We start from the raw sequence: 24,581 nt of genomic DNA, 5'->3' as shown, positions 1-24,581 counted from the left end.
TCTATCAGTGATAGGGATTTGAAGGCGTGGCGTCATGAACAAGGCGTTGTATGTGGTTTTCCTGGCCATGGCGCTGGATGCGGTGGGCATCGGCATCATTATGCCCATCCTGCCGGGACTGTTGCGCGAAGTGACCGGCACGGACGATGTGGCGCCGCTCTATGGCCTGCTGCTGGCGATCTTCGCCCTGATGCAGTTCTTCTGCGCCCCGGTGCTGGGCGCGCTCAGCGACCGCTACGGTCGGCGGCCCATCCTGCTGCTGTCGCTGATCGGCGGGGCACTGGATTATTTGGCCCTGGCGTGGTCGCCCAACATCTGGGTGGTGGCGGGCGGCCGCATCCTGGCCGGCATTACCTCCGCCAACATGGCGGTCATCACCGCCTACATCACCGACACGACGGAAGAGGCGGGGCGGGCCAAGCAATTCGGGCGCATGAGTGCCGCCTTCGGCGTCGGCTTCATCGCCGGCCCGGCCTTGGGCGGCCTGCTGGGCATGGTTTCGCTGCGAGCGCCCTTCCTGCTGGCGGCCGGCTTGAACGGCCTGAACTTCCTGCTGGCGCTGCTGGTGCTGCCGGAGTCGCGGCCGGCGACAACGGAGCGCGCGCCCATCAAGCTTGGCGCCTTGAACGCCTTCGGCTCCCTGCGCTGGGCCGTCGGCGTACCGATCCTGGCGCGGCTGCTGGTGGTTTATGTCCTGGCGGAAGGGGCGGGCCAGCTGGCGGCCTCGCTCTGGGTGCTGAACGGCCAGGACCGATTCGCCTGGGACGCGTCGGTGGTGGGCTGGTCGCTGGCGGCCTTTGGTTTCCTGCACGCCATTGCCCAGACCTTCGTGACGGAACCGGTGACCCGCCGGCTGGGTGAACGGGGCGCCTTCATCCTGGCGGCGGTGGCGGACGGCGTGGCCTATGCCGTCATGGCCTTCGCCACCCATGGCCTGGCCGTCTTCCTCATCATGCCGCTGCTGTCCCTGGGTGGCATCGTCGGGCCGGCCCTTCAGGCGCTTATGTCCTTCCGCGTCGGCCAGGACCGGCAGGGTGAACTGCAGGGCACGCTGGCGGCGCTGGGTAGCCTGGTGGGTATCGGCGGCCCGTTGCTCTTCACCGCCGTCTATGGCGCCACCCGGGCCAGCATGCCGGGTGCCGTCTGGCTGCTGGGCGTGGCGGCCTATGCCATCGCCGTTCCGCTGCTGCCCAGCCGCCGGGCCCTGGCGCCCACTGGGACACCAGCCGGCACGCCGGCGGGGGAATGAGGCGCGCGCTTCGCCCCGCGCGTCAGTCGGCTTTCGGTCCCACCCTTTCCGCCTCGTCCCGGTCCGCCTGGCTGGCGCCGGCGTGGACCAGCAGGTTGTCACGCAGGCGGCTGACCGTCTTCTGGATCACCTTGAACTCTTCCGGTGTCAGGCCGCTGGCCTTCACCAGATTGCGCTGCCCCCCCTTTTCCCGCAGCTGGCGGCCGGCCGGCGTCAGGCTGACCCGCACCTGGCGTTCATCCGCCGGGTCGCGGCGGCGCTGCAGATAGCCCAGCGACTCCAGCTTCTTCAGGATGGGGGTCAGGGTGTTCGATTCCAGGAACAGCTTCTCACCCAGGCTGCTGACCGTCTGGTCGTCCTGCTCCCACAGGGCGACGATCGCGATCCACTGGGTATAAGTCACGCCCAGTTCATCCAAGATCGCCTTGTAGGCGCGGCCGTACGCTAGGTTCGCGGAATAGACGGCGAAGCACAGGAAATCCGCCAGCTTCGGCTGGGGGGCGGAGGGCGCGGGGCTGTCTGGTGCCGGGGCATCAGGGGGTGTCATCGGCGTTCCTTCCGATAAGGGTGTCAAGGGGCCTGCCGGCCTGTCCTGCCCTATATAACACGGATGCGATTAAATCGGGAATTGACGCCGCATCGGAACAGGTCTATTAACAGCGTATACGATCTAAACGGACACGATTAAATAGGAGCCATCGTCATGGCCTCGATCCTTCTGGCGTATCTGGCGGGTGTGTTGACCATCGCCGCCCCCTGCATCCTGCCGCTGCTGCCCATCGTCCTGGCCCCGGCCCTGTCGGACGGGGCCGGCTTCCGCCGCCGGGGGCTACCCCTGCTGATGGGGCTAACGGCGGCCTTCGCCGTGACGGCCAGCCTGGCGGCAGCGGGCGGCTGGGCGGTGGCGGCCAACCAGTACGGCCGGGCGATGGGTCTGGCCTTCGTGGCCCTGTTTGGCCTGGCCATGATGTGGCCGGCGCTGGCCGCCCGGCTGACGGCGCCGCTGGTGGCGGCGGGGGCGCGGCTGGCTGAACGGTTCAGCCCTGGCGCGGCTTCGGGGGTCGACAGGACCGTCGCTTCGTCGCTGGCCCTGGGCCTGGCCACCGGGCTGATGTGGGCGCCCTGCGCCGGGCCCATTCTGGGCCTGATCCTCAGCGCCGCCGCCCTGCATGGGCCCGGCCCCGATACCACGGTGGCGCTGTTCTTCTACGCCCTGGGCGCCGCCACGCCGCTGGCCGTCTTCATGATCGGCGGCGGCCGGCTGGTGCGCGCCCTGCCGCAGGGGGCCCTGCGCTGGGCCGAGGGCGTGCGCCGGGTGGCGGGTGGTGCCGTGGTCGCCACGGCGGCCATCAGCGCCGCCGGCCTGGACACCCGCCTGTTCCTGGGGGTGCCGGCCTTGCCCACCGACCGGGTGGAGCGCGCCCTGGTCAAGGTGTTGAGCGCCCATGACTCCGGCGTGGCCCATGCCGCCACCCTGCCGGCGGCGAACCCATCTCCACAACCCCCGCTGACCGGACCCCTGGCTGACGTGCTGAAGGCCAAGGCCTGGGTCAACACCCCCGGTCTGACATCGGGGGATCTGCGTGGCCATGTGGTGCTGGTGAACTTCTGGACCTATTCCTGCATCAACTGCCTGCGCACCTTACCGCATGTCCGCCAGTGGGCGGCGCAGTACAAGGACCGGGGCCTGGTGGTGGTGGGCGTGCACACCCCGGAGTTCGCCTTCGAACGCGACGTCGACAACATCACCAAGGCCGCCGCCACGCTGGACGTGACCTATCCGGTGGCGGTGGACAACGACTATCGCATCTGGCGCGCCTTCGACAACCAGGCCTGGCCCGCCCTGTACCTGGTGGGCGCCGATGGCCGCGTCATCTACCAGGCCTTTGGCGAGGGCGATTACGACAAGACGGAACGCGTCATCCGCAAGGCGCTGGCGGACGCCCAGGCCACGCCCGCTGCTCCGGGTCCCGCCACCGCAGTCAAGGTTGAGGGCACGCAGGCCGCCGCCGACCTCAACGACCTGGGCTCCTCCGAAACCTATGTCGGCTATGGCGAGGGCCAGCGCTATTCCGGTGGCGATGACATCGTGGCCGACGCCCCCGCCCGCTACCGCCCGGCCGGCAGCCTGCGCCTGAACCGCTGGACCCTGGGCGGCGACTGGACGGTGGGCCGGGAATTCGCCACGGCCGGCCAGGCCGGGGCTCGTATCGCCTACCGCTTCCACGCCCGCGACCTGCACCTGGTGCTGGCGCCAGGCGCCGATGGCCAGCCCGTCCGCTTCCGGGTGCGCATCGACGGTGCCGCCCCCGGCGCCGACCACGGCACTGACGTGGACGCCGACGGCGTGGGCACGGTGCGCGCCGCCAAGCTGTACCAGCTGGTCCGCCAAACCGGCCCGGTGGTCGATCACACTTTCGAGATCGAGTTCCTAGACCCCGGCGCCCGCGCCTACGCCTTCACCTTCGGCTAACACCCTGCCACGGCAGGCGCGCCCCGGGCCCTCCGCGCAGGCGGTGCTGGACGTGGTAACGCTCTAAACCAGCCCCTGGGCGCGGAAGCTGAAGTGCCGGCCCCGGCCGATGACCAGATGGTCATGCACCGATATCTCCAGGGCCTTGGCGGCGTCGGCGATGGCCTTGGTCATCTGGATGTCCGCCCGGCTGGGGCTGGGATCGCCGCTGGGGTGGTTGTGCACCAGGATGATGCCGCTGGCGCCCAGTTCCAGCGCGCGCTTCAGCACCTCGCGCGGGTAGGCCGCCGTCTGGTTGACCGTGCCGCGCTGCTGCACCTCGTCACGCAGCAGCGCGTGCCGGCCGTCCAGGAACAGCACGCGGAACTGCTCTACCGGCTCATGCGCCAGGGCGCCCTGGCAGTAATCCAGCAGCTTCTGCCAGGACGACAGCACGGGGCGGTCCAGCAACTCCCGCCGTGCCATGCGCAGGGCGGCGGCGGCCACCACCTTGATGGCGCCGATGGCGGTGTCGCTCAGCTTGAACTCGTCACGCAAAATGGCCACCGGCGCCGACACCAGCCCCCAGAAGGAACCGAAGCGGTCCAGCAGCTGCTTGGCCAGGGGCTTCACGTCGCGCCGGGGGATGGCCTGGAACAGCAGCAGTTCCACCAGCTCATAATCCTGCAGGGCTTCCGGGCCCTGGCTCAGAAAACGCTCGCGCAGGCGGTCGCGGTGGCCGTGATAGTGGGGCGGCGGTTCCTTCTCGGCGGCCGGCGTGGGCAGGTCCAATTCCAGTACGGCGTTCTTGTCGTGCTCGCGGCCCATGCCCCATCCCCCGTTACCCGCGCAGGCAGTATAGGCGGGGCGCGATGCACCTGCCAGAGGCGGCGCCCAGGATGGGGTGGGGAGACCTGGGTGGGGAAAATCGTCCCGGCAAAACCTGCCCTTCGCACGGCGGGCCGGAGGGGCTTGCCGGGTGGGCCCGGCCCGGCCCCAGCAGCGACTCGCGGGAATCGCTGCTCTATCCGCCCAGCCATTGCCTGGCATATCTATTGCTTTGGGGTTACTTCGCCTGACCAGAGGAGTCCAGCCGCGATGCCCCATCTCATTCCCCTGTCCACCGTCAAGACGGCGCGTGCCGACAAGTCACTGGCCGAGAGGTCCTATGGGTGCGGGGACGAGCGCGGCCTTGAGCCCTTGCCCGGCATTCCCCTGGTGGAGGAGGAGCGGCTGCGCCGCTACGCCCTGTCGCTGGGGGACGGCGCGCTGTCCGAGATTCTGACGCTCTACGCGGAATGCCTGGTGGACGCCGGCGGCGCCTTGGACCTAGCGCTGCAGCGCGGTGCCGTCGACGGCGTGCGCCACTACGCCTATCTGCTGACCGGCACGGCGGCGGAGATGGGGACACCCCGGCTGGCCCACATCAGCCGCTTTCTGGCACGCCGCGCCGGGCAAGGGGTGGCGGAGGCTGGCGCCCTGGCCTCCTTGCGCCAGGTGCTGGCCCAGACCCAGGCAGCGGTGGGCGATGTGCTGGAACATCATCTGCAGGTGGTGCAGGGACCGCAGGTCGCCCGTGCGTGATCCCGAAATCCAAAAGAAAACCCCGCCCGGGGCGACCTGGGCGGGGTTTTCCTTTCCGGCATAGGGCCGGTGATCAGGCCTTGGCCGCGTAGGGCGGCTGGTGGAAACCCGCCGGGGACAGGGTGAAGATCTCACAGCCGTCCTTGGTCACGCCCACCGTGTGCTCGAACTGCGCCGACAGGCTCTTGTCCTTGGTCACGGCGGTCCAGCCATCGGACAGAATCTTTACGTCATAACGGCCGATGTTGATCATGGGCTCGATGGTGAAGATCATGCCTTCCTTCAGCTCCGTGCCCTGGCCCGGCTTGCCGAAATGCAAGACGGACGGGGCGGTGTGGAACACCTTGCCCACGCCGTGGCCGCAGAAGTCACGCACGACGGAGAAGCGGTTGCCCTCGGCGAAGGTCTGGATGGCGTGGCCGATGTCGCCCAGGGTGGCGCCGGGGCGCACCGCCTGGATGCCGCGCATCATGGCCTCATACGTCACGTCCACCAGCTTGCGCGCCTTCAGGGGGATGTCGTCACCCACGAAGAACATGCGGCTGGTGTCGCCGTACCAGCCGTCGACGATGACGGTGACGTCGATGTTGGCGATATCGCCCTTCTGCAGGCGCTTGTCGCTGGGGATGCCGTGGCAGACCACGTGATTGACGGAAATGCAGCAGGACTTGGGATAGCCGCGATAGCCCAGGGTGGCGGACTTGGCACCGTGGGCCTGCGTCCATTCCTCGCACAGCCGGTCGATCTCCTCCGTCGCCACGCCGGGCACGACGAAGGGGGTCAGGTAGTCCAGCAGGGCCGCGGCCGTCTGGCCGGCCTTGCGCATGGCGGCGAAGCCTTCCTCGCCATGGATGACGATGCCGCGATCTTCCAGTTCGTACTCTTCATCCGCGGCGGCGGCCGCTTCGCCTCTGTTCATGCTCTAAAATCCATCTGTCGGGCGGCCAGCCGGCCAAGCCCAGCCAAGTACCAGCGTCCGGCGGTCATGGGGCTGGTGAACAGGCGCCGGCGCATACGGTTCCGAACTTAGGCGCGCCACCGTCCCACGGCAAGGCAATCCGGGGCAGGGCAGGGCTCCGAATCCGCGTCAGGGACGGTTGGCGGCGGGACATTTCCCCCTATAATCGCGCGGCCCATCCCGTCCCGCGACGAAAGAGCCCGCCTCGAATGACCGCCCCTACCGCCGCGCCCACTGGCTGCCTCATCATCATCGGCAATGAGATCCTGTCCGGTCGCACCCAGGACGTGAACCTGAACCACCTGGCCAAGGTGCTGGGCGGCATGGGCGTGCGCCTGAGGGAGGCGCGCGTGGTGGCGGATGACGAGGCCGCGATCATCGAGGCGGTGAACCAGACCCGCGCCCGCTACACCTACGTCTTCACCACCGGCGGCATCGGCCCCACGCACGACGACATCACCGCCGCCTGCGTCGCCAAGGCCTTCGGCGTGCCGCTGGTGCGCGATCCCGAGGCCGTGCGCCGGCTGGAGGCACACTACCAGGGCACGGGGCGGGAGCTGAACGAGGCGCGGCTGCGCATGGCCAACGTGCCGCAAGGCGGCATCCTGATCGACAACCCGGTCTCCGCCGCCCCCGGCTTTCAGATCGGCAACGTCTTCGTCATGGCGGGCGTGCCGGCCATCATGCAGGCCATGCTGGCCGGCCTGACCAACCGCCTGGTGGGCGGCCCGGTGGTGCTGGCCCGCACCGTGCGCTGCCTGGTGGGCGAGGGAGAGCTGGCCGGCGGCCTCAGCGCCATCCAGGACCGCTATGCCGACGTGGACATCGGCAGCTATCCCACCTATCGCGAGGGCCGCTTCGCCACCAGCCTGGTGCTGCGCAGCCCCGACGGATCGCGCCTGGCCGCCGCCACGGAGGAGGTCGCGGCCCTGGTGCGCGGCATGGGGGCGGAGCCGGAGGTGGTGGAGGGAGCGGCCTGACAGCGGCCGGTGACGTTTTGCCCGCGTTACCGGCTTTTGCACGCGTTACTGGCCTTGCCCTGCCGGCCCCACCTTCGCTAGTGTCCAGCGGCCTCGACCCTGGATGCCCGCTTGGCGGAATTGGTAGACGCAAGGGACTTAAAATCCCTCGCCCTCACGGGCGTGCCGGTTCGATCCCGGCAGCGGGCACCACGGGTGGGGCCTTATTTCCTAAATCACTGCTCCCGCTCTTCCGCCATGTCCTCGGCCAGTTCGCTGGCCAGGTCGACGAACAGGCCGGGGTCGACGGTCAGGCCCTGGGCCTCGTTGATGCGCACGAAGATGCGCCAGGCGTGCAGGATGGCCACGTCCAGGATGGTGTCGTCGGCCTCCTCCGAATGCTTGTCGGTGATGCCCCGCTCCTCCAGGGCCGCCTTGATATCCAGGTCGGCGGCTTCCAGCACAGCTTCCATGGCGCGCTTGTGGGGGGTGGACATGATGGCAACTCCTTGAATAACAATCAGATGCTTGGGACATGACATCCGCCGCCGGGCCCGTGCCGGCGGGGGTGTCCGAAATCCATCATAGCGGATGGCGCGGACGCGAAGCCATGCGCGGGTTTGAGCGGTGTTTCAAGCCGAAACTTGAGCGGTTTTAGGGGGAAGGACGTGGCGCCTGCCTTGCGTTTCCTGGCCGGGCCCGAGGCCATGGCCCGCCTGCGCCGCGACGGCGTGTCGGATGAGCTGTTCGGCACGGTGGCGGGGGCCTCCGGCGGGCCGAAATGGCTGGCGCTGACCCGCTTGGACCGGGCCATCCTGTCGCGCTGGTTCCAGGGCCGCACCCGGCCCCTGGCCCTGGTGGGCAGTTCCATCGGCAGCTGGCGCTTCGCCGCGATGGCGCGGCAGGATCCGGCCAGCGTGCTGCGCCGGTTCGAGGAGGCCTACCTGGCCTATGTCCCGTCCGATGCCACCATGCCCACCCTGACGCGGGAAAGCCGCGCCTTCCTGGACATCATCCTGGGCTCCCCCTCCGGCGCCAACGAGGGTGACCGCAAGGGCGCACGGGAGATCCTGTCCCATCCCGCCATGCGCCTGTCGATCCTGGCCGTGCGGGGGCGCGGGCCGCTCAGCGCCCGCCATCCGGCCTGGGTGGGCGCCGGCATCGGGGCGGCGGGCCTGGCCAACCTAGTCAGCCGCCGCAGCCTGCCCCTGTTCTTCCAGCGCACGCTGTTCGCCGACCCGCGCGCGGCCGACCCCTTCGACCTGGCCGCCGGCTTCCCCACACGGCGGGTGGCGCTGACCCCGGCCAACCTGGGCGATGCCCTGATGGCCTCGGGCGCCATCCCTTTCCTGTTCGAACTGGTGCGCGACATCGGCGGGGCCAGGCCCGGCGCCTATATGGACGGCGGTATCATGGACTATCACCTGGACATCCCCTTCGTGGCGGAGACACCGGGCAGCGACCTGGTGCTGTTCCCCCATTTCGGACCCAAGGTGGTGCCGGGATGGTTCGACAAGGCCCTGGCCTGGCGACGCCCGGCGGCGTCCTCGCTGGCCCGCACCCTGCTGCTGTGCCCCTCCGAGGACTTCCTGGCGTCGCTGCCGCACGGCAAGATTCCCGACCGCCGCGATTTCAAGGCGCTGCCGCCCGCCGAGCGCCAGCGCTACTGGCGCCAAGCCGTTGCCGAGACCGACCGCTTGGCCGACGAGTTCCTGGACGCCGTCGACCGCGGCCGCATCCCGGATTTGCTGGAGCCGCTGCGGGGCTGACGCCCTTTCCCCCGCGCCCCCTAAGCGCCCGGCTTCCCTAGAGCGGAACGCGATCAGGTGGAATCACCTGATCGTGTAAATCCGCTCTATCATGAACAGGTTAAGAGCAAGATGCGATCATGACTGATCGCATCTTGCTCTAGGCCGCGACTGCGGCCGCCGGAGCGAGTACCGCCCATTGAGTGTGAAGGAGGGCGCAGCGAGGATGAGCCAAAGGGCCGGATGGCCCGGCCGGCGTTTGAGGAACTAGTAACGCGGCATCCCCATGGTCTCCACCGGCACGATGGCCTTGCCGATGGGGGCCAGCGCCAGCATGGCGAACTTGAAGTGCTGGATGCCGAAAGGGATGCCGATGATGGTCACGAACCAGAACACGCCGGCGAAGACGTGATAGAGGGCCAGCCACCAGCCGGCGAACAGGAACCAGACGACATTGCCCAGGAAGCCCAGGGGGCTGGTGCCCAGGTCTTCCCGGCCGGTCAGGACGCGGCGGTCCACCGCCATCTGGCCGAAGGGCCACAGCACGAACAGGCCCATGTTAAAGGCCGCCCGGGCCCAGGGGATGCCGACGATGCTGACCACCATCAGGATCGCGGCCATGAACCAGGCCAGCGCCCCGGTGAACCCGAACAGCACCACCCACAGGATGTTCATCAGCAGACTGATCATGACGCGCAGGCCCCGCTTGTTGCTTCCAGGATTCGATCATTCCCCAACGGGCCCGCGCCGTCCAGGACCACACCGGCCGGGGTTGGGGGAGCCACCTCGGCATGGGGCTGTGACGGCGGTGACTTGCCGGGCGCGGCATTCCGGCATATGCCAAGCTGTAGCCTTGCGAACGTGGTTAAAGTCACCGACAGTGACAACGTTATCATCCCCCCGCACATCCGAGCGACCCATGCGCCGCAGCAGCCTTGCCGTCCTGTCCGCCGTCAGCCTCAGCCTGGGGGCGCTGGCGCCCGCCTGGTCTTCCGCCGGGGCCGCGACCCCGGCCGGCAATCCCGAGCAGAAGGTGGGCCAGCGCATCCAGATTCGCGCCGCCGACCTTCCCGCCCCCTATGCGACCGAGGGCGTGGGCAATTCGTCGGAAGAGGTGCCGCGCCCCGACGGCGCCAGCCTGAACGTGCCCAAGGGCTTCACCGTTTCCGTCTTCGCCACGGGCCTCAGCCGCGCGCGCAACCTGGCGGTGGCGCCGAACGGCGACGTCTTCCTGGCCCGCCAGGCCACACCGGGTGAGATCACCCTGTTGCGCGACAGCAAGGGCACCGGCACTGCCGACCAGATCATCACCTTCGCCGGCGGTTTCGACCGCCCTTACGGCATCGAGTTCCACGACGGCTACCTCTGGGTGGGCGACATCAAGGCGGTGTGGAAGATCCCGTACAAGGACGGTGACACCAAGCCGGCGGGCGACCGCATCCAGGTGACGCCGGACGGCGCCCTCGGTCAGCCCAAGGGCCACCCCACCCGCACCCTGGAATTCGCCCCCGACGGCAAGAGCTTCTTCGTCGGCATCGGATCCATGAGCAACATTGCCGAGGATCCCAAGCCCCACGCCACCGTGACCGAATTCAACATGGACGGCACGGTGAAGCGCGTCTACGCCTCCGGCACCCGCAACCCGGTGGGCCTGCAGTTCTACCCCGGCAGCGACGACCTCTACGCCGTGGTGAACGAGCGCGACGGCCTGGGCGACGGCCTGGTGCCCGATTACTTCACCCGTCTGCAGCCGGAAGGCTTCTACGGCTGGCCCTATTCCTACACCGGCAGCCACCCGCAACCGGACTTCGCCGACAAGCGGCCGGACCTGGTGGCCAAGGCCATCGTGCCCGACCTGCTGTTTGACGCCCACTCCGCCCCGCTGGGCCTGCTGTTCTACACCGGCCATCAGTTCCCGGCGGATTACCAGGGCGGCGCCTTCGTCACCCTGCACGGCTCGTGGAACAAGGCGAAGCCCACGGGCTATAAGATCGTCTACGTGCCCTTCACCCACGGCCGCCCGGCGGGCCATTACGTGAACTTCGCCACCGGCTTCTGGCTGCCCGGCACCAACCCGGCCCAGGTCTGGGGCCGCCCGGTGGGCCTGGCCATGGCGCACGACGGCAGCCTGCTGGTGGCGGATGACGTCGGCGGGACGGTGTGGCGCATCAGCTATCACGCGAAGGGCAAGTCCTAAGCCTTTCTATTTGCAAGACTCGACGGCCGCCTAGAGTCCAGCAGCAATGAAAGGGGCGGTGGCGGTGGGCAATTTCTGCCGCCGCCACCCTTGTCCAATTTGCAAAATGAGCGTATATGTCGGGGTGGCTAAAGGAGGCCATTCCCATGTCCATCGGCGGCATCAACTTCTACAGCTCTGGTTACGGCGCGACGTTCCTGACCTCCGGTGTCGGTTCGACCAGCGACGTCTCCAACTCGCAGGTGCAGTCCATCTCCCCGGTCAAGACCCAGGGGACGTCGGACCAGGGCACCGACCAGGCCAACACCGACAACAACGCGTCCAACAGCAGCAGCAACAGCTTCACGCAGAACTTCAGCCCGACGCAGGACCAGGTGAAGGCGGCGTCCGACACCGGCCGCACCCGTGGCGCGTTCGTGAACCTGACGGTCTGAGGAAACGCTGATCGCTGGGCACCTTGGGTGTCCCAGGGGAAGGGCCGACAGCATCCGCTGCCGGCCCTTTTTGTTGTGTGCGCGGCGCCTGCGCTGGGTGGGTCAGGCCACCCAGCGGCGAACCTCGTGCAGGTCGGCGGCCACGCGGCACAGGGCCTCGATCTCTTCCGTGGGGGCCAGCAGGTCCGGCACCATCACCGCCATCATGCCGGCGGCGTGCGCCGCGCGGATGCCGTTGTGGCTGTCCTCCAGCGCGATGCAGTGCCGGGGATCGATACCCAGGGCGGCGGCGGCCTTCAGGTAGGGCTCCGGATGCGGCTTGCCCTGGCTGACGTCGTCGCCGCCGATGACGGCGCGGAAGCGCTGGGCGATGCCGGCCTGGGTCAAATGGTGCAGCGCGCGTTCCCGCTGGGTGCTGGTCGCCACCGCCATGGGGATACCGGCGGCGTCCAGATGGTCCAGCAGTTCCACCACCCCGGCCATCAGGGCGATGCCGGCGTCGAAATGCGCTTGGATCGCGCTGCGGTACAGTTCGGTGAAGCGTTCGAACACGGTCTCGCCGCCGAAATGGTCCACCAGCATCTGGCGTACCGCCGGATAGGGCCGACCGATCAGGGTGCCGTAGAACACCTCGGTCAGGGGGCGGCCCACCGTCACGGCGGCGTCCATCATGGCACCGCGCAGGGGGCGCTCGCTGTCGATCAGCAGGCCGTCCATGTCGAAGATCGCGGCCTGGATGGCGTGGGGAAACGGCATGTCCGTGTCTTCATGGTGCGGTGGATGTCATGTTGGGGATAACCCGGTCTTGGCCCCGCCGCCAGTGCCGGGGCGGCATGGCAGGTTCCCCGCCGCTGGCCGTGCCTGGGACATGGCACACCCCCACTCGGGCCCGCTTGCCGGCTCCACACCCCCGACCATATCGTTGCGATCCGTTTCCGCCGCCTGCCATTCCCGACGCGGGCGGCACAACCATTGGTGTCTCCATCCATGTCCGCTTCCGACGTCCCCTTCCGCCAGTCCGCTTTCGCCAAGCCGCCCGTGGCCCGGGTCTGGCCGGTGGAGAAGACGGCCCACGGCGAGGTTCGCGTCGACCCCTACGATTGGTTGCGCGACCCGGCCTTCCCCGAGGTGAAGGACCTGGACATCCTGTCCTACCTTGAGGCGGAGAACGGCTATATCGAGCAGGTGCTGGGCGGGGAGGGGGACCTGCGCCCCGCCCTGGTGGCCGAACTGCGCGCCCGCATCAAGGAGGACGACACCGGCGTTCCCTACCGCCGCGACGGCTATTTCTACCAGTCGCGCTTCGCTGCCGGCCAGAACTACCCCGTCTTCGTGCGCTGGGCCGCCGGCACCTCTGAAGAGGAGGTGGTGCTGGACGTCAACGTCCTGGCGGCGCAGCACGACTTCATGCGCGTGGCGGATTTCGAGACGACGCGCGACGGTCGCTACCTGGCCTACACCGCCGACACCGACGGCTCCGAACGCTACGGCGTGCGGGTGAAGGACCTGTCCACCGGTGACCTGGTGCTGGAGGGGGCGGCCGACGCCACGCCTGGCGTCGCCTGGGCGGCCGACGGCCGGCACCTGTTCTACATCCGCCAGGATGAGTTCCAGCGGCCCAAGACCGTGTGGCGCCACCGCCTGGGCACCGCCCTGACCGAGGACGTGCTGGTCTATGAGGAGGCCGACCCCGCCTGGATGGTCAGCCTGGACCTGACCCTGTCCGGCCGGTTCATCCGCATCGTCGCCCACAACAACGTGTCGACCGAGGTGCGGCTTCTGGACGCCGCGCAGCCGGAGGGTGAGCCCCGCCTGGTCCTGCCCCGCCGCCAGGGTCACGAATACAATGTCGAGGATCAGGGCGACACCGCCTGGATCATCACCAACGACACCCACCGCAACTTCCGCCTGGTGAAGGCGCCGCTGGCCGATACGGCGGAGGCCAACTGGGTGGAGGTCATCGCCCCGGCCGACCGCACCTACCTCACCGGCCACATGGCGTTCCGCGACTGGCTGGTGGTCTATGCCCGGGTGGACGGCGCCCAGGTGGTGCGGGTGCTGGATAAGAAAGGTGGCGCCCACGACATCGCCTTCCCCGACGCGGCGTTCGAGGTCGGCCCCGGCGCCAACTTCGACTATGACGGCGGCCTGCTGCGCCTGCGCTACCAGTCGCTGGCGACGCCGCCCACGGTCTACGACTACGACCTGAACGACCGCACTTTGGCCATCCGCAAGGTCCAGGAAATTCCCAGCGGCTACGACGCCGACCAGTATGTCAGCGCCCGCCTGATGGCCCCGGCGCGCGACGGCACGCTGATCCCCGTCTCCATCGTCCACCGCCGCGACTTTCCCAAGGATGGCTCCGGCGCCCTGCACCTCTACGCCTATGGCGCGTACGGCAACGGCATCGACCCTTATTTTTCGGCCAACCGGCTGGGCCTGCTGGATCGGGGCTTCGCTTTCGCCATCGCCCACATCCGCGGCGGTGATGAACTGGGGCGCGGCTGGTACGAGGACGGCAAGCTGGAGAAGAAGATCAACAGCTTCACCGACTTCATCGATGCCGCGCAGTTCCTGGCGGGCCAGGGCTATGCCAAGGCCGGCAACATCTCGGCCGAGGGCGGCAGCGCCGGCGGCCTGCTGATGGGTGCGGTGGCCAACATGGCGCCCGAGGGCCTGTTCCGCGCCATCGTGGCCCAGGTGCCCTTCGTCGACGTGGTCAACACCATGCTGGACGACAGCCTGCCCCTGACGGTCATCGAGTATGACGAGTGGGGCAATCCCAACGAGCCCGAGGTCTATCAGCGGCTGAAGTCCTACAGCCCCTACGACAACGTGGCGGCCAAGGCCTATCCCCACCTGCTGATCACCGCGGGCCTCAGCGACCCGCGCGTCACCTATTGGGAACCAGCCAAGTGGACGGCCAAGCTGCGGACGCTCAAGACCGACGACCATGTCCTGCTGTCGCGCACCGAGATGGGGGCCGGCCACGCCGGTGCCGCCGGCCGCTTCGACAAGCTGAAGGAGGTGGCCCTGACCCAGGCCTTCCTGCTGCGGGCCTTCGGCAAGGGGCTGTAAGGGCAATTCGTCCAATGCCGGGCATTTGTAAGGGGGGCTGGGGCGGGCTTATAGTCCGCTCCAGCCCTTTACTTTTCAAAGGCCCCATCCCGTGACCGTCACGCCTTTCCCCACCGCCCGCGCCCGTGCCGCCACCCGCGCGCCCTATCGCGCCATCGGCATCTGGCTGCTGGTCTGTGCCGGCTTGGTATTCGCCATGGCCGTCATCGGCGCCATCACCCGCCTGACGGAAAGCGGCTTGTCGATCACGGAATGGAAGCCGGTGACGGGTGCCCTGCCGCCCCTGTCGGACGCCGCCTGGGCGGAGGAGTTCGCCAAGTACCAGGCCACGCCGGAATTCGCGCTGAAGCACAGCGGCATGGACCTGGCGCAGTTCAAGGGCATCTTCTTTTGGGAGTGGTTCCACCGCCTGGTGGGGCGCCTGATCGGCCTCGTCTTCCTGTTGCCCTTCCTGGTCTTTCTCGCCACCCGCCGCGTGCCGCGCAGCCTGGTGCCGCGCCTGGCCGGCCTGTTCGTTCTGGGCGGGCTGCAGGGCGCCTTGGGCTGGTACATGGTCAAGAGCGGCCTGGTGAACCGGCCCGATGTCAGCCACTACCGCCTGGCGGCCCACCTGTCGCTGGCGGTGCTGATCTATGTCGCCATGCTGGCCACGGCCCTGCCGCTGCTGTTCCCTGCCGCCAGTGGCAGCCTGCACCGGGCGCGCGGCAGTTTGCGCCGCCACGCCGGTATTGCCATGGCCCTGGTCGCCACCACCATGGTGTGGGGTGCCTTCACCGCCGGGCTGGACGCGGGCCAGGCCTACAACACCTGGCCGCTGATGAACGGCACCTTCGCGCCGGAGGAGATGTGGAACCTCAGCCCCATCTGGCTGAACATCCTGGAGAACACGGCGGCGGTGCAGTTCACCCACCGCTGGCTGGCCATCCTGACCGGCCTGGTGGTCTGGTCCTACGCCTTCCGCGCCCTGCGTGCTGACGTCCAGGGCCGGGTGCGGACGTTGGCCATCGCCGTGGCCGCGATGGTGCTGGTGCAGATCAGCCTGGGCATCAGCACCCTGCTGATGTTCGTGCCGGTGCACGTGGCCGCTACCCACCAGGCCGGCGCCCTGGTCCTGCTGGGCCTGTTCACCTGGACGGTGGTGGAATACCGGCGGGGGTGAGCGCCTCATCTGGATAAACAAAAAGGGCGCGAAGCTGGATGCCACGCGCCCTTTTTTCATTCCGTATGCCGGCCTGATCAGGCGGCGGCGGCCTTCTCGGCCAGCAGCTGACGGCGGTACTCGATGGCGTCGGCGAAGACGCGCAGCATGGTCTCGATGAACTCCGGCACCACCTCTTCCGGACCGCGGGCGGTCAGCAGCTGGCGGTCGATGTTCATGTTCTGGCCTTCCTCGGCCACCCAGGTGGCGCCGGCGGCCTCGACGGTCTCGCGGATCGCCTCGTTGCCGGTCACGGTGCGGCCCTTCAGACGCTGGGCCACGGCCAGCAGCTGGACGCCGTGGTTGATGGCGGCGACGCCCTTGCCGGCGTCCATGAAGCTGCCGATGATGCGACGGGTGTGCGGGTTAGCGGCCAGCTTGGTCACGCTGCGCTCACCGCCCGGCAGGACCAGCAGGTCGAAGTCGGCGGCCAGCACCTCGCCAATCTGCTTGTCCGTGGGGAAGTAGTGGCCCCAGGACGTACCGTGCCAGCCGTTCACGAGACCCTGCTCGGGCGAGATGATCTTGGGCGCGGCGCCGGCGCGCAGTAGGGCGCGCTGGGCTTCGGTCATTTCCACTTCTTCGAAGCCGTTGGCGATGAGGATGGCAACGGCTTTTCCAGCGAGCGGCTGATCGGTCAAATTACGTCTCCTATGTTGTTTCGGCGGCCCGACACCCGCCCGTCGCCGTTCCCCAGGGGACGGCGCCGTTGGCAAGGCGCGATGGATGCTGCCTCGTGAAAATGGCCGCCCAGGAACAGGCGGCCATGGCAAAGCGTCAGGCGTGGGCGGCTGTCGTGATGCATGCCGGGCCGATGGGATGACGCTCTATTCGCATGGCACCGTAGTTGGCCTCTCCGGCGCCCCAGGTCAATCGCATTAAGACCGAATCGGGGTTGCAGTGCGGCATGGCTGGGTTGCGGGTGCATGGCCGGGCTCTGGCACGCTCGCGCCCGCCTTGACCTAAACTTTGGGATGGGGGGCGCCCGCCGCCTGCCGGCGTCAATTAATCGCCGACAGCGCCTCTTCCAACTCGTTGAAGTCGGGCATGTACTCCGTCGGCACCTTTTTTCGTGCCGCCTCGATGGACACCTGGGGCGCGTAGCCCGCCAGGTGGGATGTGATGGCCGCCCGGATGACGTGGTAGAACTGGTTCTCCTCCTCCGCCACGCCCTTCAGCCGCGAGGCGATGGGGGCGATGATGCAGTAGGACAGGAAGATACCCATGAAGGTGCCGACCAGGGCGCCACCGATCAGCTTGCCCAGCACCTCGGGCGGCTCGGTGATGGACGCCATGGTCTTGATGACGCCCAGCACGGCGGCCACGATGCCCAGGGCGGGCATGGCGTCGGCCATGGTCTGGAAGGCGTGGCTGGAGTGCAGGTCCTCGTGCTTGGCCTTGTCGATCTCCTGCTCCATCAGCGCCTCAAGTTCATGCGGGTTGTCCACGCCGATGGAGAACATGCGCAGGTAGTCCGCGATGAACTTGACCGTGAACGGATCCTTCATGATCGAGGGGTAGGCGTTGAAGATGTTGCTTTCCAGGGGCTTTTCGATGTGCTGCTCGATGGCCAGCACGCCCTTGGTCTTCATCGTCTTCAGGATTTGATAGAGCAGCGACAGCAGCTCCATGTATTCCTTTTTGTGGAACTTCGCGCCGGGGAAGATGCGCTTCACCGCACCCAGCGCCTGCTTGATGGTGTGGGTGCTGTTCGCCACCATGAAGCCGCAGATGGCGGCGCCGCCGATGGTCATGAATTCGCCAGGCAGGGCCTCAAGGATGATGCCGATCTTGCCGCCGAAAATCATGAACGACCCGAACACGCAGATGAACACGCCGAGCAGGCCGATGGCGGCAAACATGAGCAGACCTTGGTAGCTGGACCCCTAAGGTTCGCAGAGTCCAGACAATCGGCCTACTTGTCAAATCCCTGATGGGGTAGGCCGACGGCGCATCGGCGCGCCCGGACGGGGGATGTCGAACGCCGCCCTGTCACCCAGCCATGACGGCAAGACCCTTGAATTCGGACGCCCCGTCCGCCATCGTTCCCGCCATCGACTGGGGTGCCGCCCGCCTGACCACCGGGCCCGCGGCTGAGATCAGACCCATGGAACCTGCTCCGGATCATGCCGGCGAAGGGAGATCGCGAGACCGTGACCTATCATCCGCCTTCGGGCCATTCATTTGCCAAGCCGTCCGTCGCCCCCCGGGTGGTCGTCATCGGTGCCGGCTGCATCGGCCTGTCAATCGCCTGGCGCCTGGCCGCCGCCGGCTGCGCGGTCGACATCTATGATCGGGGGACCGCTGGCCGGGGTGCCACCCATGCCGCCGCCGGTATGCTGGCGGCCGCCGTGGAGACGGAACCGGGGGAGCAGGCGCTGCTGCCCCTGACCCTGGACAGCCAGCGCCGCTGGCCCGCCTTCGCCGCCGAGCTGGAGGCTTACAGCGGCCTGCCCGTCGACCTGCGCACGGACGGCACGGTGCAGGTGGCCCTGACTCGCGACGATGTGGAGGTGCTGCGCAGCGGCTTCGAGTTCCAGCGGTCCTTGGGCCTCAATGTCGCCTGGCTGAATGGCGCGCAGGTGAAGGAGCGTGAGCCGTGGCTGAACCCCCGCGCCGCCGCCGGCGTGCTGGGCGCCGATGACGGCCAGGTGGACAACCGCAAGCTGGCCGTGGCGCTGAAGGCCGCGGCATTGAAGGCGGGCGCCCGCCTGCACGAGGGCGCGGCCGTGGAGGCGCTGTCGCTGACGGCGGGCCGCACCGATGGCGTGGTGGTGGATGGCGCGCTGAAGCCCGCCGACGTGGTGGCGCTGGCGGCCGGCGCCTGGTCGCGCCAGTTGCCAGGCCTGCCGGAAGGCGCGGTGCCGCCGGTGCGGCCGGTGAAGGGCCAGATGCTGGCCCTGCGCATGGACCCGGCCCAGCCGCTGTTGCGCCATGTGGTGTGGCCGCCCAAATGCTATCTGGTGCCCCGTCTGGACGGGCGCCTGATCGTGGGCGCCACGACCGAGGACAAGGGCTGGGACGACCATCTGACGGCCGGCGGCGTGCTGGCCCTGCTGGAGGCCGCGTGGCGGGCCCTGCCCGGGGTGGAGGAACTGCCCATCGAGGAGATGTGGGTGGGCCACCGCCCCGGCAGCCGCGACGACGCCCCCATCCTGGGGCCCGTGCCCGAGGTCGCCGGCCTGGTCATGGCCACCGGCCACCACCGCAACGGCATCCTGCTGACGCCCGGCACGGCCGACCTGGTCGCCGACCACATCCTGACCGGCCGGGTGGACCCGCTGCTGGCGCCCTTCGGCATCGGGCGATTTGGCCAGCGAACTGAGCTTGACGTGAGGCGTGCATGATCACCGTGAACGGCAAGGCCCGCGACCATGCGGACGGCCTGGACCTGCCGGCCCTGTTGGGCGAGGCGGGGGTGGGGCCGGATTCCCGCGGCATCGCCGTGGCCATCAACGGCACCGTGGTGCCGCGTGCCCGCTGGGCGGAGCGTGCCGTCGCCGACGGCGACGCCATCGAAATCGTGAAGGTGCTGCAAGGTGGCTGAAGACCTGTTCCGCATCGCCGGCAAGGCGTTCACCTCCCGCCTGTTCTTGGGCACGGCGGGCTATCCCAACCAGCAGGTGTTCCTGGACAGCTTGGCGGCGTCGGGCGCTGAAGTGGTCACCGTCTCCATCCGCCGGGTGGATATGGAGGGCGGGGCCGAGGGCATCCTGGACCTCGTGCGCGACAGGGCCTGGCTGCTGCCCAACACCGCCGGCTGCGCCACGGTGAAGGACGCCGTGCTGACCGCCCAGCTGGCGCGCGAGGCGCTGGACACCAGCTGGATCAAGCTGGAACTGATCGGCGACCGCGAGACGCTGTACCCGGATGTGGAGCAGTTGGTGACCGCTGCCGCCCAGCTTGTGGACGACGGTTTCACCGTCCTGCCCTATTGCACCGACGACCCCATCGTCTGTCGCCGTCTGGCCGACGTCGGCTGCGCCGCCGTCATGCCCCTGGGGGCGCCCATCGGCACGGGGCTGGGAATCCTCAATCCTTACAATATCGAAATGATATGCGCGCGCAGCACGGTGCCGGTCATCCTGGACGCCGGCATCGGCACCGCCTCTGACGCCGCCCTGGCTATGGAACTGGGCTGCGACGCCGTGCTGCTGAACACCGCCGTGTCCAAGAGCAAGGACCCGGTGCGCATGGCGGCCGCCATGGGCCACGCCGTCATCGCAGGTCGCCTTGCCCGCCTGGCCGGCCGCATCCCGAAGCGCACCCGCGCCGAAGCCTCCAGCCCAGAGCTGGGGCTGATCGGGGGATAGGTGGGGTGGTGTTGCCCGCCCCACCCCTGCTGGTCATCACCGACCGCCGACAGGCGTCCTTGCCGCTGCCCCAAGTGCTGGACCGCGTGTTCGCCGCCGGCTGCCGCTGGGCCAGCGTGCGGGAAAAGAACCTGGCCGCCCAGGACCGGCTGGATCTGGTGCGCCGGCTGGTCCCCATCGCCCGTCACCACGGCGCCCTGCTGACGGTGCACGGCGACCTGGCGGCGGCGATGCTGTGTGACGGCGTGCATCTGGGGGCGGGCGGCGACGTGGCGGCGGCCCGCGCTCGCTTGGGGGCCCAGGCGCTGGTCGGCCTGTCCCGCCACCATCCGGAGGAGGGCCTGGGCGGCGCCGACTACGCCACCCTCAGCCCCATTTTCGAGACGCCATCCAAGCCCGGCTATGGTCCCGCCCTGGGCCCCCAGGCGCTATCCCGCCTGCCCGGTGCCCTGGCGCTCGGCGGCATCACTGCTGTCAACGCGGCGCAGGCCCGCGCGGCTGGCGCCGCTGGCCTGGCCGTCATGGGCACTGTCATGCGCGCGGCCGACCCAGGCGCCGTGGTGCGGGACCTGCTGGCGGCGTGGGGCTAGGCGAGGACAGCCGAGGCAGCGAATGCTGGCGCCGGCGCCTGAAGCGCGCTCAGTGCGCCTCGCCCCAACTCCGCCCCGTGCCGGCCTCGGCCACCAGGGGCACGGACAGGCTGGCGGCGCCCTCCATCACCTGGCGCACCACGGGGACGGTGGCGTCCACCTCCGCCACCGGCACCTCGAACAGCAGTTCGTCGTGCACCTGCAGCAGCATGCGGCCGGTCAGGCCGGCATTCGCCATCGCGGCGGGCACGCGGGCCATGGCGCGGCGGATGATATCGGCGGCGGTGCCCTGGATGGGGGCGTTGATGGCTTGGCGCTCGGCGAAGGCGCGGCGGGCGGCGTTACTTTCCTTGATGCCCTGGATCCAGCACTGGCGGCCGAACAGGGTGGTGACGTAGCCCTTTTCCTTGGCCTCGGCCTTGGTCTTCTCGAAATAGCCGGCCAGTTCGGGGAAGCGTTCGAAGTACTGCTTGATGAAGGCGCCGGCCTCACCGGCGCCGATGCCCAACTGGCGGCCCAGGCCGAAGCCGGAGATGCCGTAGATGATGCCGAAGTTGATGGCCTTGGCCTTGCGGCGGATCTCGCTGGTCATCTGGTCCAGCGGCACGCCGAACACCTGGGACGCCGTCATGGCGTGAATGTCGATGCCCTCGGTGAAGGCCTGCTTCAGGGCCGGCACGCCGGCGATCTCCGCCACCAGGCGCAGCTCGATCTGGCTGTAGTCCACGGACAGCAGCACATGGCCCTCCGGCGCCACGAAGGCGCGGCGGATCTTGCGCCCCTCCTCCGTGCGGATGGGGATGTTCTGCAGGTTGGGATCGGTGGAGCTGAGGCGCCCGGTGGCGGTGGCGGCCAGGGCGAAGCAGGTGTGCACGCGGCCCGTGCCGGCGTTGATCTCCTCCTGCAGGGCGTCGGTGTAGGTGGACTTCAGCTTGGCCAGCTGGCGATGGTCCAGCACCTTCTGCGCTACTTCCACCCCTTGTTCGGCCAGGGGTTCCAGCACGCTGCTGTCGGTGGAATAGGCGCCGGTCTTGCCCTTCTTACCGCCGGGCAGGCCCATCTCGTCGAACAGCACCTCGCCCAGCTGCTTGGGGCTGGCGACGTTGAACGGGTGGCCCACCAGGGTGTGGATTTCCTGTTCCAGTGCGGCCAGGCGGCCGGCGAAATCGCGCGAAAGCTCGGCCAGCATGGCCCGGTCCACCAGGATGCCGGCCTCCTCCATGGTCGCCACCACGGGCGTCAGGGGGCGGTCCAGCGTCTCGTACACCGTCATCAGGTGGCGGCGCAGCACGTCGGCCTTCAGCACCTGGTGCAGGCGCAGGGTGATGTCCGCATCCTCCGCCGCATAGGCGCAGGCTCGGTCCAGGGGCACGCGGTCGAAGGTGATGCGGTTCTTGCCGGTGCCCGTCACCTCGTCGAAGGTGATGCAGGTATGGCCCAGGTGGCGCTGCGCCAGTTCATCCATGCCATGGCCGTGGGCGCCGGCGCCCAGGGCGTAGGACAGCAGCATGGTGTCGTCCACGGGCGCGATGGCGGCCGGGCCGGGGGCGAAGCCGTGGCGGGCCAGCACCCGGATATCGAACTTCAGATTATGGCCCACCTTCAGCACCGACGGGTCGGCCAGCAGCGGCGCCAGCAGGGCGCGGGCCTCGTCCAGCGGAATCTGCGGCGGCGGAGGCGGCGCCTCGCCGAAATCAAAGCCGCCGGCCTGCTCCTTAGGAGCGTCTGGGTTAATGTGGCTAAGGGGCACGTAGCAGGCGCGGCCCGGCGTGTGGGAGAGGGAGAAGCCCACCAGCTTGGCTCGGTCGGGGTACAGCCCGTCGGTCTCGGTATCGATGGCCACCGTGCCGGCCAGGGTCGCCTCATCGATCCAGCGCTTCAGCACGGCGGCGTCCTGCACCAGCTCGTACACGATCTCGGTGGGGGCGGGGATCTTGGGCTCCCCGATGGGGGCGGCCTCGGTACTGTAGAAGCGGCTGTTGTAGGCGGCGCGCACGGCATCGGTGCGTTGCTCCGCCCCGCCGCCGGCCGTGGCCTCCAGCGTCAGGGCCGGGGCGCCGGTGCCGGCGCGGGTGGCACCCCCATTGCCGCCATTGGCCTTCAGGATGTCGTTCTCGACCTTCTGGATGGCGGAGCGGAAGCCCTGCTCGCGCAGCCAGCCGATCAGCTTGTCATGGTCGGGCTTGCGCGCCGTCAGGTTCTCCAGCGGCTCAGGAACCGGCACGTTGGCCTCCAGCTTCACCAGCTGGCGCGAGATGCGGGCCATCTCCGCATGCACGGTCAAGGCTTCGCGCCGCTTGGGCTGCTTGATCTCGTGCGCGCGCTCCAGCAGGGCGTCCAGCCCGCCATACTCCGTGATCAGCTGGGCGGCGGTCTTGATGCCGATGCCGGGCACGCCCGGCACGTTGTCCACGCTGTCGCCGGCCAGGGACTGCACATCCACCACCAGTTCCGGCACCACGCCGAACTTCTCCAGCACCTCGTCCCGGCCGATGCTCTTGTTCTTCATCGGGTCCAGCAGGCCGACGCCGTCGGTGATCAGCTGCATCAGGTCCTTGTCGGACGAGACGATGACGCAGTCGCGCCCCGCCTCCCGCGCCAGGCGGGCGTATGTCGCGATCAGGTCGTCGGCCTCATACCCCTCCAGATGCAGGCAGGGCAGGTTGAAGGCGTCCACCGCCTGGCGGATCAGGTCGAACTGCGGGATCAGGTCTTCCGGGGGCGGCGGCCGGTGGGCCTTGTAGTCCGGATAGATGGCGTTGCGGAAATTCTCCCGCTTGCTGTCGAAGATGACGGCGACGGAATGCACCTTCACGTCGGCCAGCAGCTTCATCAGCATGTTGGTGAAGCCCAGCACCGCGTTCACCGGCGTGCCGTCCGGCCGATTCAGCGGCGGCAGGGCGTGATAGGCGCGGAAGATGAAGCCCGAGCCGTCCACCAGGTACAGCGTCTCCTTCAGCTCGCCCGGCACGGCCGGCACACCGGTCACGGGCGTGGGCGCGTCCGGCGGAACGGGGATGGGGGCGGTTGCGGCGGCGGGCGTGTCGGCCATGGCGGGCATCTTCGGCGTAACGGACGGGAAGGGACGGGCGCATCGACGCAGGCGTCCCGGGACCGCACCATGGCCGATTTGGGGCGGGGCTGTCGAGGGGCGGTGGCGGATGTCAGGCCACGGGCCGGAAGGGCTGTCGACGATATGAAAGGGAAAGGTGGCGGACCCGATACGATTCGAACGTACGACCTCTGCCTTCGGAGGGCAGCGCTCTATCCAGCTGAGCTACGGGTCCATGCCGGGCGACACACCGGGTTTCCGGCGGCGCGGCGCGCACCATACAGGCAAGTTCCGGGCAATGCAAACGCTATGGTGCGTGCCGGCTGGCGCGCCGCTCAGGGCTCCCGGTCCAGACGGACGTAGCGGCGTTCCAGGCAGGTGGGGTTGTAGTAGACGGCGACGGGGGCGCCGGTGCCGGGGTCGGTGAAGCGCTCGCCCGTGTCCTGCCAGCCGGGGCCGGGCAGGCCCGTCAAGGGCTTGTAGGCGACGCGCTCGACACAGGCGGCCAGGCACAGGACGCCGGTGCCGGCCAGCAGGCCGATGGGGAAGACGGTAACCATGCCCATGTACCAGACGGCCAGGGTGGCGGCGAAGGCCAGGGCGCTGCCGATCATCAGCCAGGTGCAGGCGGGCTGGCGCAGGTGGGAGCGGCGTTGCCGGGCGTGGCCGGGACCGGATCCGAAATGGACATGTAGCACGGACATGATGGACGTCTCCTTCCCCTGTTCGGGGGCCCTGGCGGCGGGCGTGCCCGGATCGATGGCGGGGC

Annotated in this window: 23 protein-coding genes, 2 tRNA genes and 1 riboswitch; of the genes, 14 read left to right on the top strand and 11 right to left on the bottom strand. The window is 68.8% G+C overall.

Annotated features, from left to right (window positions below):
* Positions 1 to 34: 34 nt before the first annotated feature.
* Positions 35 to 1,249, top strand: a complete 1,215-nt coding sequence (locus P5F91_RS06390) for a TCR/Tet family MFS transporter (protein ID WP_145611020.1) — start codon at positions 35 to 37, stop codon at positions 1,247 to 1,249.
* Positions 1,250 to 1,271: 22 nt separating this feature from the next.
* Here the strand turns inward: P5F91_RS06390 and P5F91_RS06385 are convergent, their stop codons facing one another.
* The gene (locus tag P5F91_RS06385; protein WP_277906832.1) at positions 1,272 to 1,796 is read right to left on the bottom strand and encodes a MarR family winged helix-turn-helix transcriptional regulator; all 525 of its coding nucleotides are present in this window, start codon (positions 1,794 to 1,796) and stop codon (positions 1,272 to 1,274) included.
* A 156-nt stretch (positions 1,797 to 1,952) separates the two neighbouring features.
* Between P5F91_RS06385 and P5F91_RS06380 the strand changes: the two genes are divergently transcribed.
* On the top strand, positions 1,953 to 3,722 hold the full coding sequence (locus tag P5F91_RS06380) for a redoxin family protein (RefSeq protein ID WP_277906831.1): 1,770 nt from the start codon (positions 1,953 to 1,955) through the stop codon (positions 3,720 to 3,722).
* Between the two features lie 63 nt (positions 3,723 to 3,785).
* On the opposite strand, the gene radC is transcribed toward P5F91_RS06380, so the two are convergent.
* A complete protein-coding gene (radC, locus tag P5F91_RS06375; RefSeq protein ID WP_277906830.1) occupies positions 3,786 to 4,529 on the bottom strand; it encodes a RadC family protein in 744 nt (247 codons plus the stop codon).
* Between the two features lie 270 nt (positions 4,530 to 4,799).
* Here radC and P5F91_RS06370 point away from each other — a divergent pair, with 270 nt between their 5' ends.
* Positions 4,800 to 5,285 carry a hypothetical protein gene (locus P5F91_RS06370; protein WP_145611025.1) on the top strand — a complete coding sequence of 162 codons (486 nt, stop codon included), beginning with the start codon at positions 4,800 to 4,802 and terminating at the stop codon, positions 5,283 to 5,285.
* A gap of 73 nt (positions 5,286 to 5,358) precedes the next feature.
* On the opposite strand, the gene map is transcribed toward P5F91_RS06370, so the two are convergent.
* Positions 5,359 to 6,204, bottom strand: coding sequence for a type I methionyl aminopeptidase (gene map, locus P5F91_RS06365; protein WP_088872221.1), 846 nt, complete (start codon positions 6,202 to 6,204; stop codon positions 5,359 to 5,361).
* Positions 6,205 to 6,452: 248 nt separating this feature from the next.
* Here map and P5F91_RS06360 point away from each other — a divergent pair, with 248 nt between their 5' ends.
* Both P5F91_RS06360 and P5F91_RS06355 read left to right on the top strand, forming a co-directional pair.
* Positions 6,453 to 7,223 (top strand): competence/damage-inducible protein A, encoded by a 771-nt coding sequence (locus tag P5F91_RS06360; protein WP_145611026.1) that lies wholly within the window; start codon positions 6,453 to 6,455, stop codon positions 7,221 to 7,223.
* 105 nt (positions 7,224 to 7,328) lie between these two features.
* A tRNA-Leu gene (locus P5F91_RS06355) sits at positions 7,329 to 7,415 on the top strand.
* 23 nt (positions 7,416 to 7,438) lie between these two features.
* Here the strand turns inward: P5F91_RS06355 and P5F91_RS06350 are convergent.
* Positions 7,439 to 7,699, bottom strand: a complete 261-nt coding sequence (locus P5F91_RS06350; RefSeq protein ID WP_145611027.1) for a hypothetical protein — start codon at positions 7,697 to 7,699, stop codon at positions 7,439 to 7,441.
* A gap of 171 nt (positions 7,700 to 7,870) precedes the next feature.
* Here P5F91_RS06350 and P5F91_RS06345 point away from each other — a divergent pair, with 171 nt between their 5' ends.
* A complete protein-coding gene (locus tag P5F91_RS06345) occupies positions 7,871 to 8,971 on the top strand; it encodes a patatin-like phospholipase family protein (protein ID WP_145611028.1) in 1,101 nt (366 codons plus the stop codon).
* Between the two features lie 246 nt (positions 8,972 to 9,217).
* Here P5F91_RS06345 and P5F91_RS06340 read toward each other — a convergent pair whose 3' ends face one another.
* Positions 9,218 to 9,640, bottom strand: coding sequence for a YccF domain-containing protein (locus P5F91_RS06340; RefSeq protein WP_145611029.1), 423 nt, complete (start codon positions 9,638 to 9,640; stop codon positions 9,218 to 9,220).
* A gap of 229 nt (positions 9,641 to 9,869) precedes the next feature.
* Here P5F91_RS06340 and P5F91_RS06335 point away from each other — a divergent pair, with 229 nt between their 5' ends.
* Both P5F91_RS06335 and P5F91_RS06330 read left to right on the top strand, forming a co-directional pair.
* Entirely contained in the window at positions 9,870 to 11,147 is a 1,278-nt protein-coding gene (locus P5F91_RS06335; protein ID WP_145611030.1) for a PQQ-dependent sugar dehydrogenase, read from the top strand.
* 146 nt (positions 11,148 to 11,293) lie between these two features.
* Positions 11,294 to 11,581 (top strand): hypothetical protein, encoded by a 288-nt coding sequence (locus P5F91_RS06330; RefSeq protein ID WP_145611032.1) that lies wholly within the window; start codon positions 11,294 to 11,296, stop codon positions 11,579 to 11,581.
* A 102-nt stretch (positions 11,582 to 11,683) separates the two neighbouring features.
* Here P5F91_RS06330 and P5F91_RS06325 read toward each other — a convergent pair whose 3' ends face one another.
* Positions 11,684 to 12,337: an HAD family hydrolase gene (locus P5F91_RS06325; protein WP_145611033.1), complete on the bottom strand. Its 654-nt coding sequence runs from the start codon at positions 12,335 to 12,337 to the stop codon at positions 11,684 to 11,686.
* 231 nt (positions 12,338 to 12,568) lie between these two features.
* Here P5F91_RS06325 and P5F91_RS06320 point away from each other — a divergent pair, with 231 nt between their 5' ends.
* Together P5F91_RS06320 and P5F91_RS06315 are read left to right on the top strand one after the other, a co-directional pair.
* Positions 12,569 to 14,659: a S9 family peptidase gene (locus tag P5F91_RS06320; RefSeq protein WP_277906829.1), complete on the top strand. Its 2,091-nt coding sequence runs from the start codon at positions 12,569 to 12,571 to the stop codon at positions 14,657 to 14,659.
* 91 nt (positions 14,660 to 14,750) lie between these two features.
* Positions 14,751 to 15,818, top strand: coding sequence for a COX15/CtaA family protein (locus P5F91_RS06315; RefSeq protein ID WP_246134403.1), 1,068 nt, complete (start codon positions 14,751 to 14,753; stop codon positions 15,816 to 15,818).
* Positions 15,819 to 15,895: 77 nt separating this feature from the next.
* Here the strand turns inward: P5F91_RS06315 and P5F91_RS06310 are convergent, their stop codons facing one another.
* Entirely contained in the window at positions 15,896 to 16,498 is a 603-nt protein-coding gene (locus tag P5F91_RS06310; RefSeq protein WP_277906828.1) for a DJ-1/PfpI family protein, read from the bottom strand.
* A 360-nt stretch (positions 16,499 to 16,858) separates the two neighbouring features.
* Complete coding sequence (motA, locus tag P5F91_RS06305; RefSeq protein WP_145611036.1) at positions 16,859 to 17,719, bottom strand: flagellar motor stator protein MotA; 861 nt, start codon at positions 17,717 to 17,719, stop codon at positions 16,859 to 16,861.
* A gap of 187 nt (positions 17,720 to 17,906) precedes the next feature.
* Positions 17,907 to 18,016, top strand: a riboswitch (TPP riboswitch).
* On the opposite strand from motA, the gene thiO reads away from it, so the two are divergent.
* The 4 genes from thiO to P5F91_RS06285 all read left to right on the top strand — a co-directional run bounded on the left by thiO (position 17,984) and on the right by P5F91_RS06285 (position 20,760).
* A complete protein-coding gene (gene thiO, locus P5F91_RS06300; RefSeq protein ID WP_186454758.1) occupies positions 17,984 to 19,204 on the top strand; it encodes a glycine oxidase ThiO in 1,221 nt (406 codons plus the stop codon). Its footprint overlaps the riboswitch before it by 33 nt.
* Complete coding sequence (thiS, locus tag P5F91_RS06295) at positions 19,201 to 19,404, top strand: sulfur carrier protein ThiS (RefSeq protein ID WP_277906827.1); 204 nt, start codon at positions 19,201 to 19,203, stop codon at positions 19,402 to 19,404. The genes thiO and thiS overlap by 4 nt, the downstream gene beginning before the upstream one ends.
* Positions 19,397 to 20,170, top strand: coding sequence for a thiazole synthase (thiG, locus tag P5F91_RS06290; RefSeq protein WP_277906826.1), 774 nt, complete (start codon positions 19,397 to 19,399; stop codon positions 20,168 to 20,170). Before thiS ends, thiG begins: the two co-directional genes overlap by 8 nt.
* A gap of 8 nt (positions 20,171 to 20,178) precedes the next feature.
* Positions 20,179 to 20,760 carry a thiamine phosphate synthase gene (locus tag P5F91_RS06285; RefSeq protein ID WP_277906825.1) on the top strand — a complete coding sequence of 194 codons (582 nt, stop codon included), beginning with the start codon at positions 20,179 to 20,181 and terminating at the stop codon, positions 20,758 to 20,760.
* Positions 20,761 to 20,809: 49 nt separating this feature from the next.
* Here the strand turns inward: P5F91_RS06285 and polA are convergent, their stop codons facing one another.
* The 3 genes from polA to P5F91_RS06270 all read right to left on the bottom strand — a co-directional run bounded on the left by polA (position 20,810) and on the right by P5F91_RS06270 (position 24,516).
* A complete protein-coding gene (gene polA, locus P5F91_RS06280) occupies positions 20,810 to 23,812 on the bottom strand; it encodes a DNA polymerase I (protein WP_277906824.1) in 3,003 nt (1,000 codons plus the stop codon).
* 158 nt (positions 23,813 to 23,970) lie between these two features.
* A tRNA-Arg gene (locus tag P5F91_RS06275) sits at positions 23,971 to 24,047 on the bottom strand.
* Positions 24,048 to 24,147: 100 nt separating this feature from the next.
* On the bottom strand, positions 24,148 to 24,516 hold the full coding sequence (locus P5F91_RS06270) for a hypothetical protein (RefSeq protein ID WP_277906823.1): 369 nt from the start codon (positions 24,514 to 24,516) through the stop codon (positions 24,148 to 24,150).
* Positions 24,517 to 24,581: the final 65 nt, after the last annotated feature.

The organism is Nitrospirillum amazonense, from assembly GCF_029594735.1.
GTDB classification, from domain to species: Bacteria; Pseudomonadota; Alphaproteobacteria; order Azospirillales; family Azospirillaceae; genus Nitrospirillum; species Nitrospirillum amazonense.
The sequence above is the reverse complement of the archived record's forward strand: the minus strand, read 5'-3'. Positions and strand labels throughout refer to the sequence as shown.

Coding starts and splice junctions, on each gene's coding strand:
- P5F91_RS06270 (WP_277906823.1), bottom strand. CDS start 24,516: ATGTCCGTGCTACATGTCCATTTCGGATCCGGTCCCGGCCACGCCCGG.
- map (WP_088872221.1), bottom strand. CDS start 6,204: ATGAACAGAGGCGAAGCGGCCGCCGCCGCGGATGAAGAGTACGAACTG.
- radC (WP_277906830.1), bottom strand. CDS start 4,529: ATGGGCCGCGAGCACGACAAGAACGCCGTACTGGAATTGGACCTGCCC.
- P5F91_RS06335 (WP_145611030.1), top strand. CDS start 9,870: ATGCGCCGCAGCAGCCTTGCCGTCCTGTCCGCCGTCAGCCTCAGCCTG.
- P5F91_RS06370 (WP_145611025.1), top strand. CDS start 4,800: ATGCCCCATCTCATTCCCCTGTCCACCGTCAAGACGGCGCGTGCCGAC.
- polA (WP_277906824.1), bottom strand. CDS start 23,812: ATGGCCGACACGCCCGCCGCCGCAACCGCCCCCATCCCCGTTCCGCCG.
- P5F91_RS06385 (WP_277906832.1), bottom strand. CDS start 1,796: ATGACACCCCCTGATGCCCCGGCACCAGACAGCCCCGCGCCCTCCGCC.
- P5F91_RS06380 (WP_277906831.1), top strand. CDS start 1,953: ATGGCCTCGATCCTTCTGGCGTATCTGGCGGGTGTGTTGACCATCGCC.
- P5F91_RS06330 (WP_145611032.1), top strand. CDS start 11,294: ATGTCCATCGGCGGCATCAACTTCTACAGCTCTGGTTACGGCGCGACG.
- P5F91_RS06390 (WP_145611020.1), top strand. CDS start 35: ATGAACAAGGCGTTGTATGTGGTTTTCCTGGCCATGGCGCTGGATGCG.
- P5F91_RS06340 (WP_145611029.1), bottom strand. CDS start 9,640: ATGATCAGTCTGCTGATGAACATCCTGTGGGTGGTGCTGTTCGGGTTC.
- P5F91_RS06320 (WP_277906829.1), top strand. CDS start 12,569: ATGTCCGCTTCCGACGTCCCCTTCCGCCAGTCCGCTTTCGCCAAGCCG.
- motA (WP_145611036.1), bottom strand. CDS start 17,719: ATGTTTGCCGCCATCGGCCTGCTCGGCGTGTTCATCTGCGTGTTCGGG.
- P5F91_RS06325 (WP_145611033.1), bottom strand. CDS start 12,337: ATGCCGTTTCCCCACGCCATCCAGGCCGCGATCTTCGACATGGACGGC.
- thiO (WP_186454758.1), top strand. CDS start 17,984: ATGCCGGCGAAGGGAGATCGCGAGACCGTGACCTATCATCCGCCTTCG.
- P5F91_RS06350 (WP_145611027.1), bottom strand. CDS start 7,699: ATGTCCACCCCCCACAAGCGCGCCATGGAAGCTGTGCTGGAAGCCGCC.
- P5F91_RS06360 (WP_145611026.1), top strand. CDS start 6,453: ATGACCGCCCCTACCGCCGCGCCCACTGGCTGCCTCATCATCATCGGC.
- thiS (WP_277906827.1), top strand. CDS start 19,201: ATGATCACCGTGAACGGCAAGGCCCGCGACCATGCGGACGGCCTGGAC.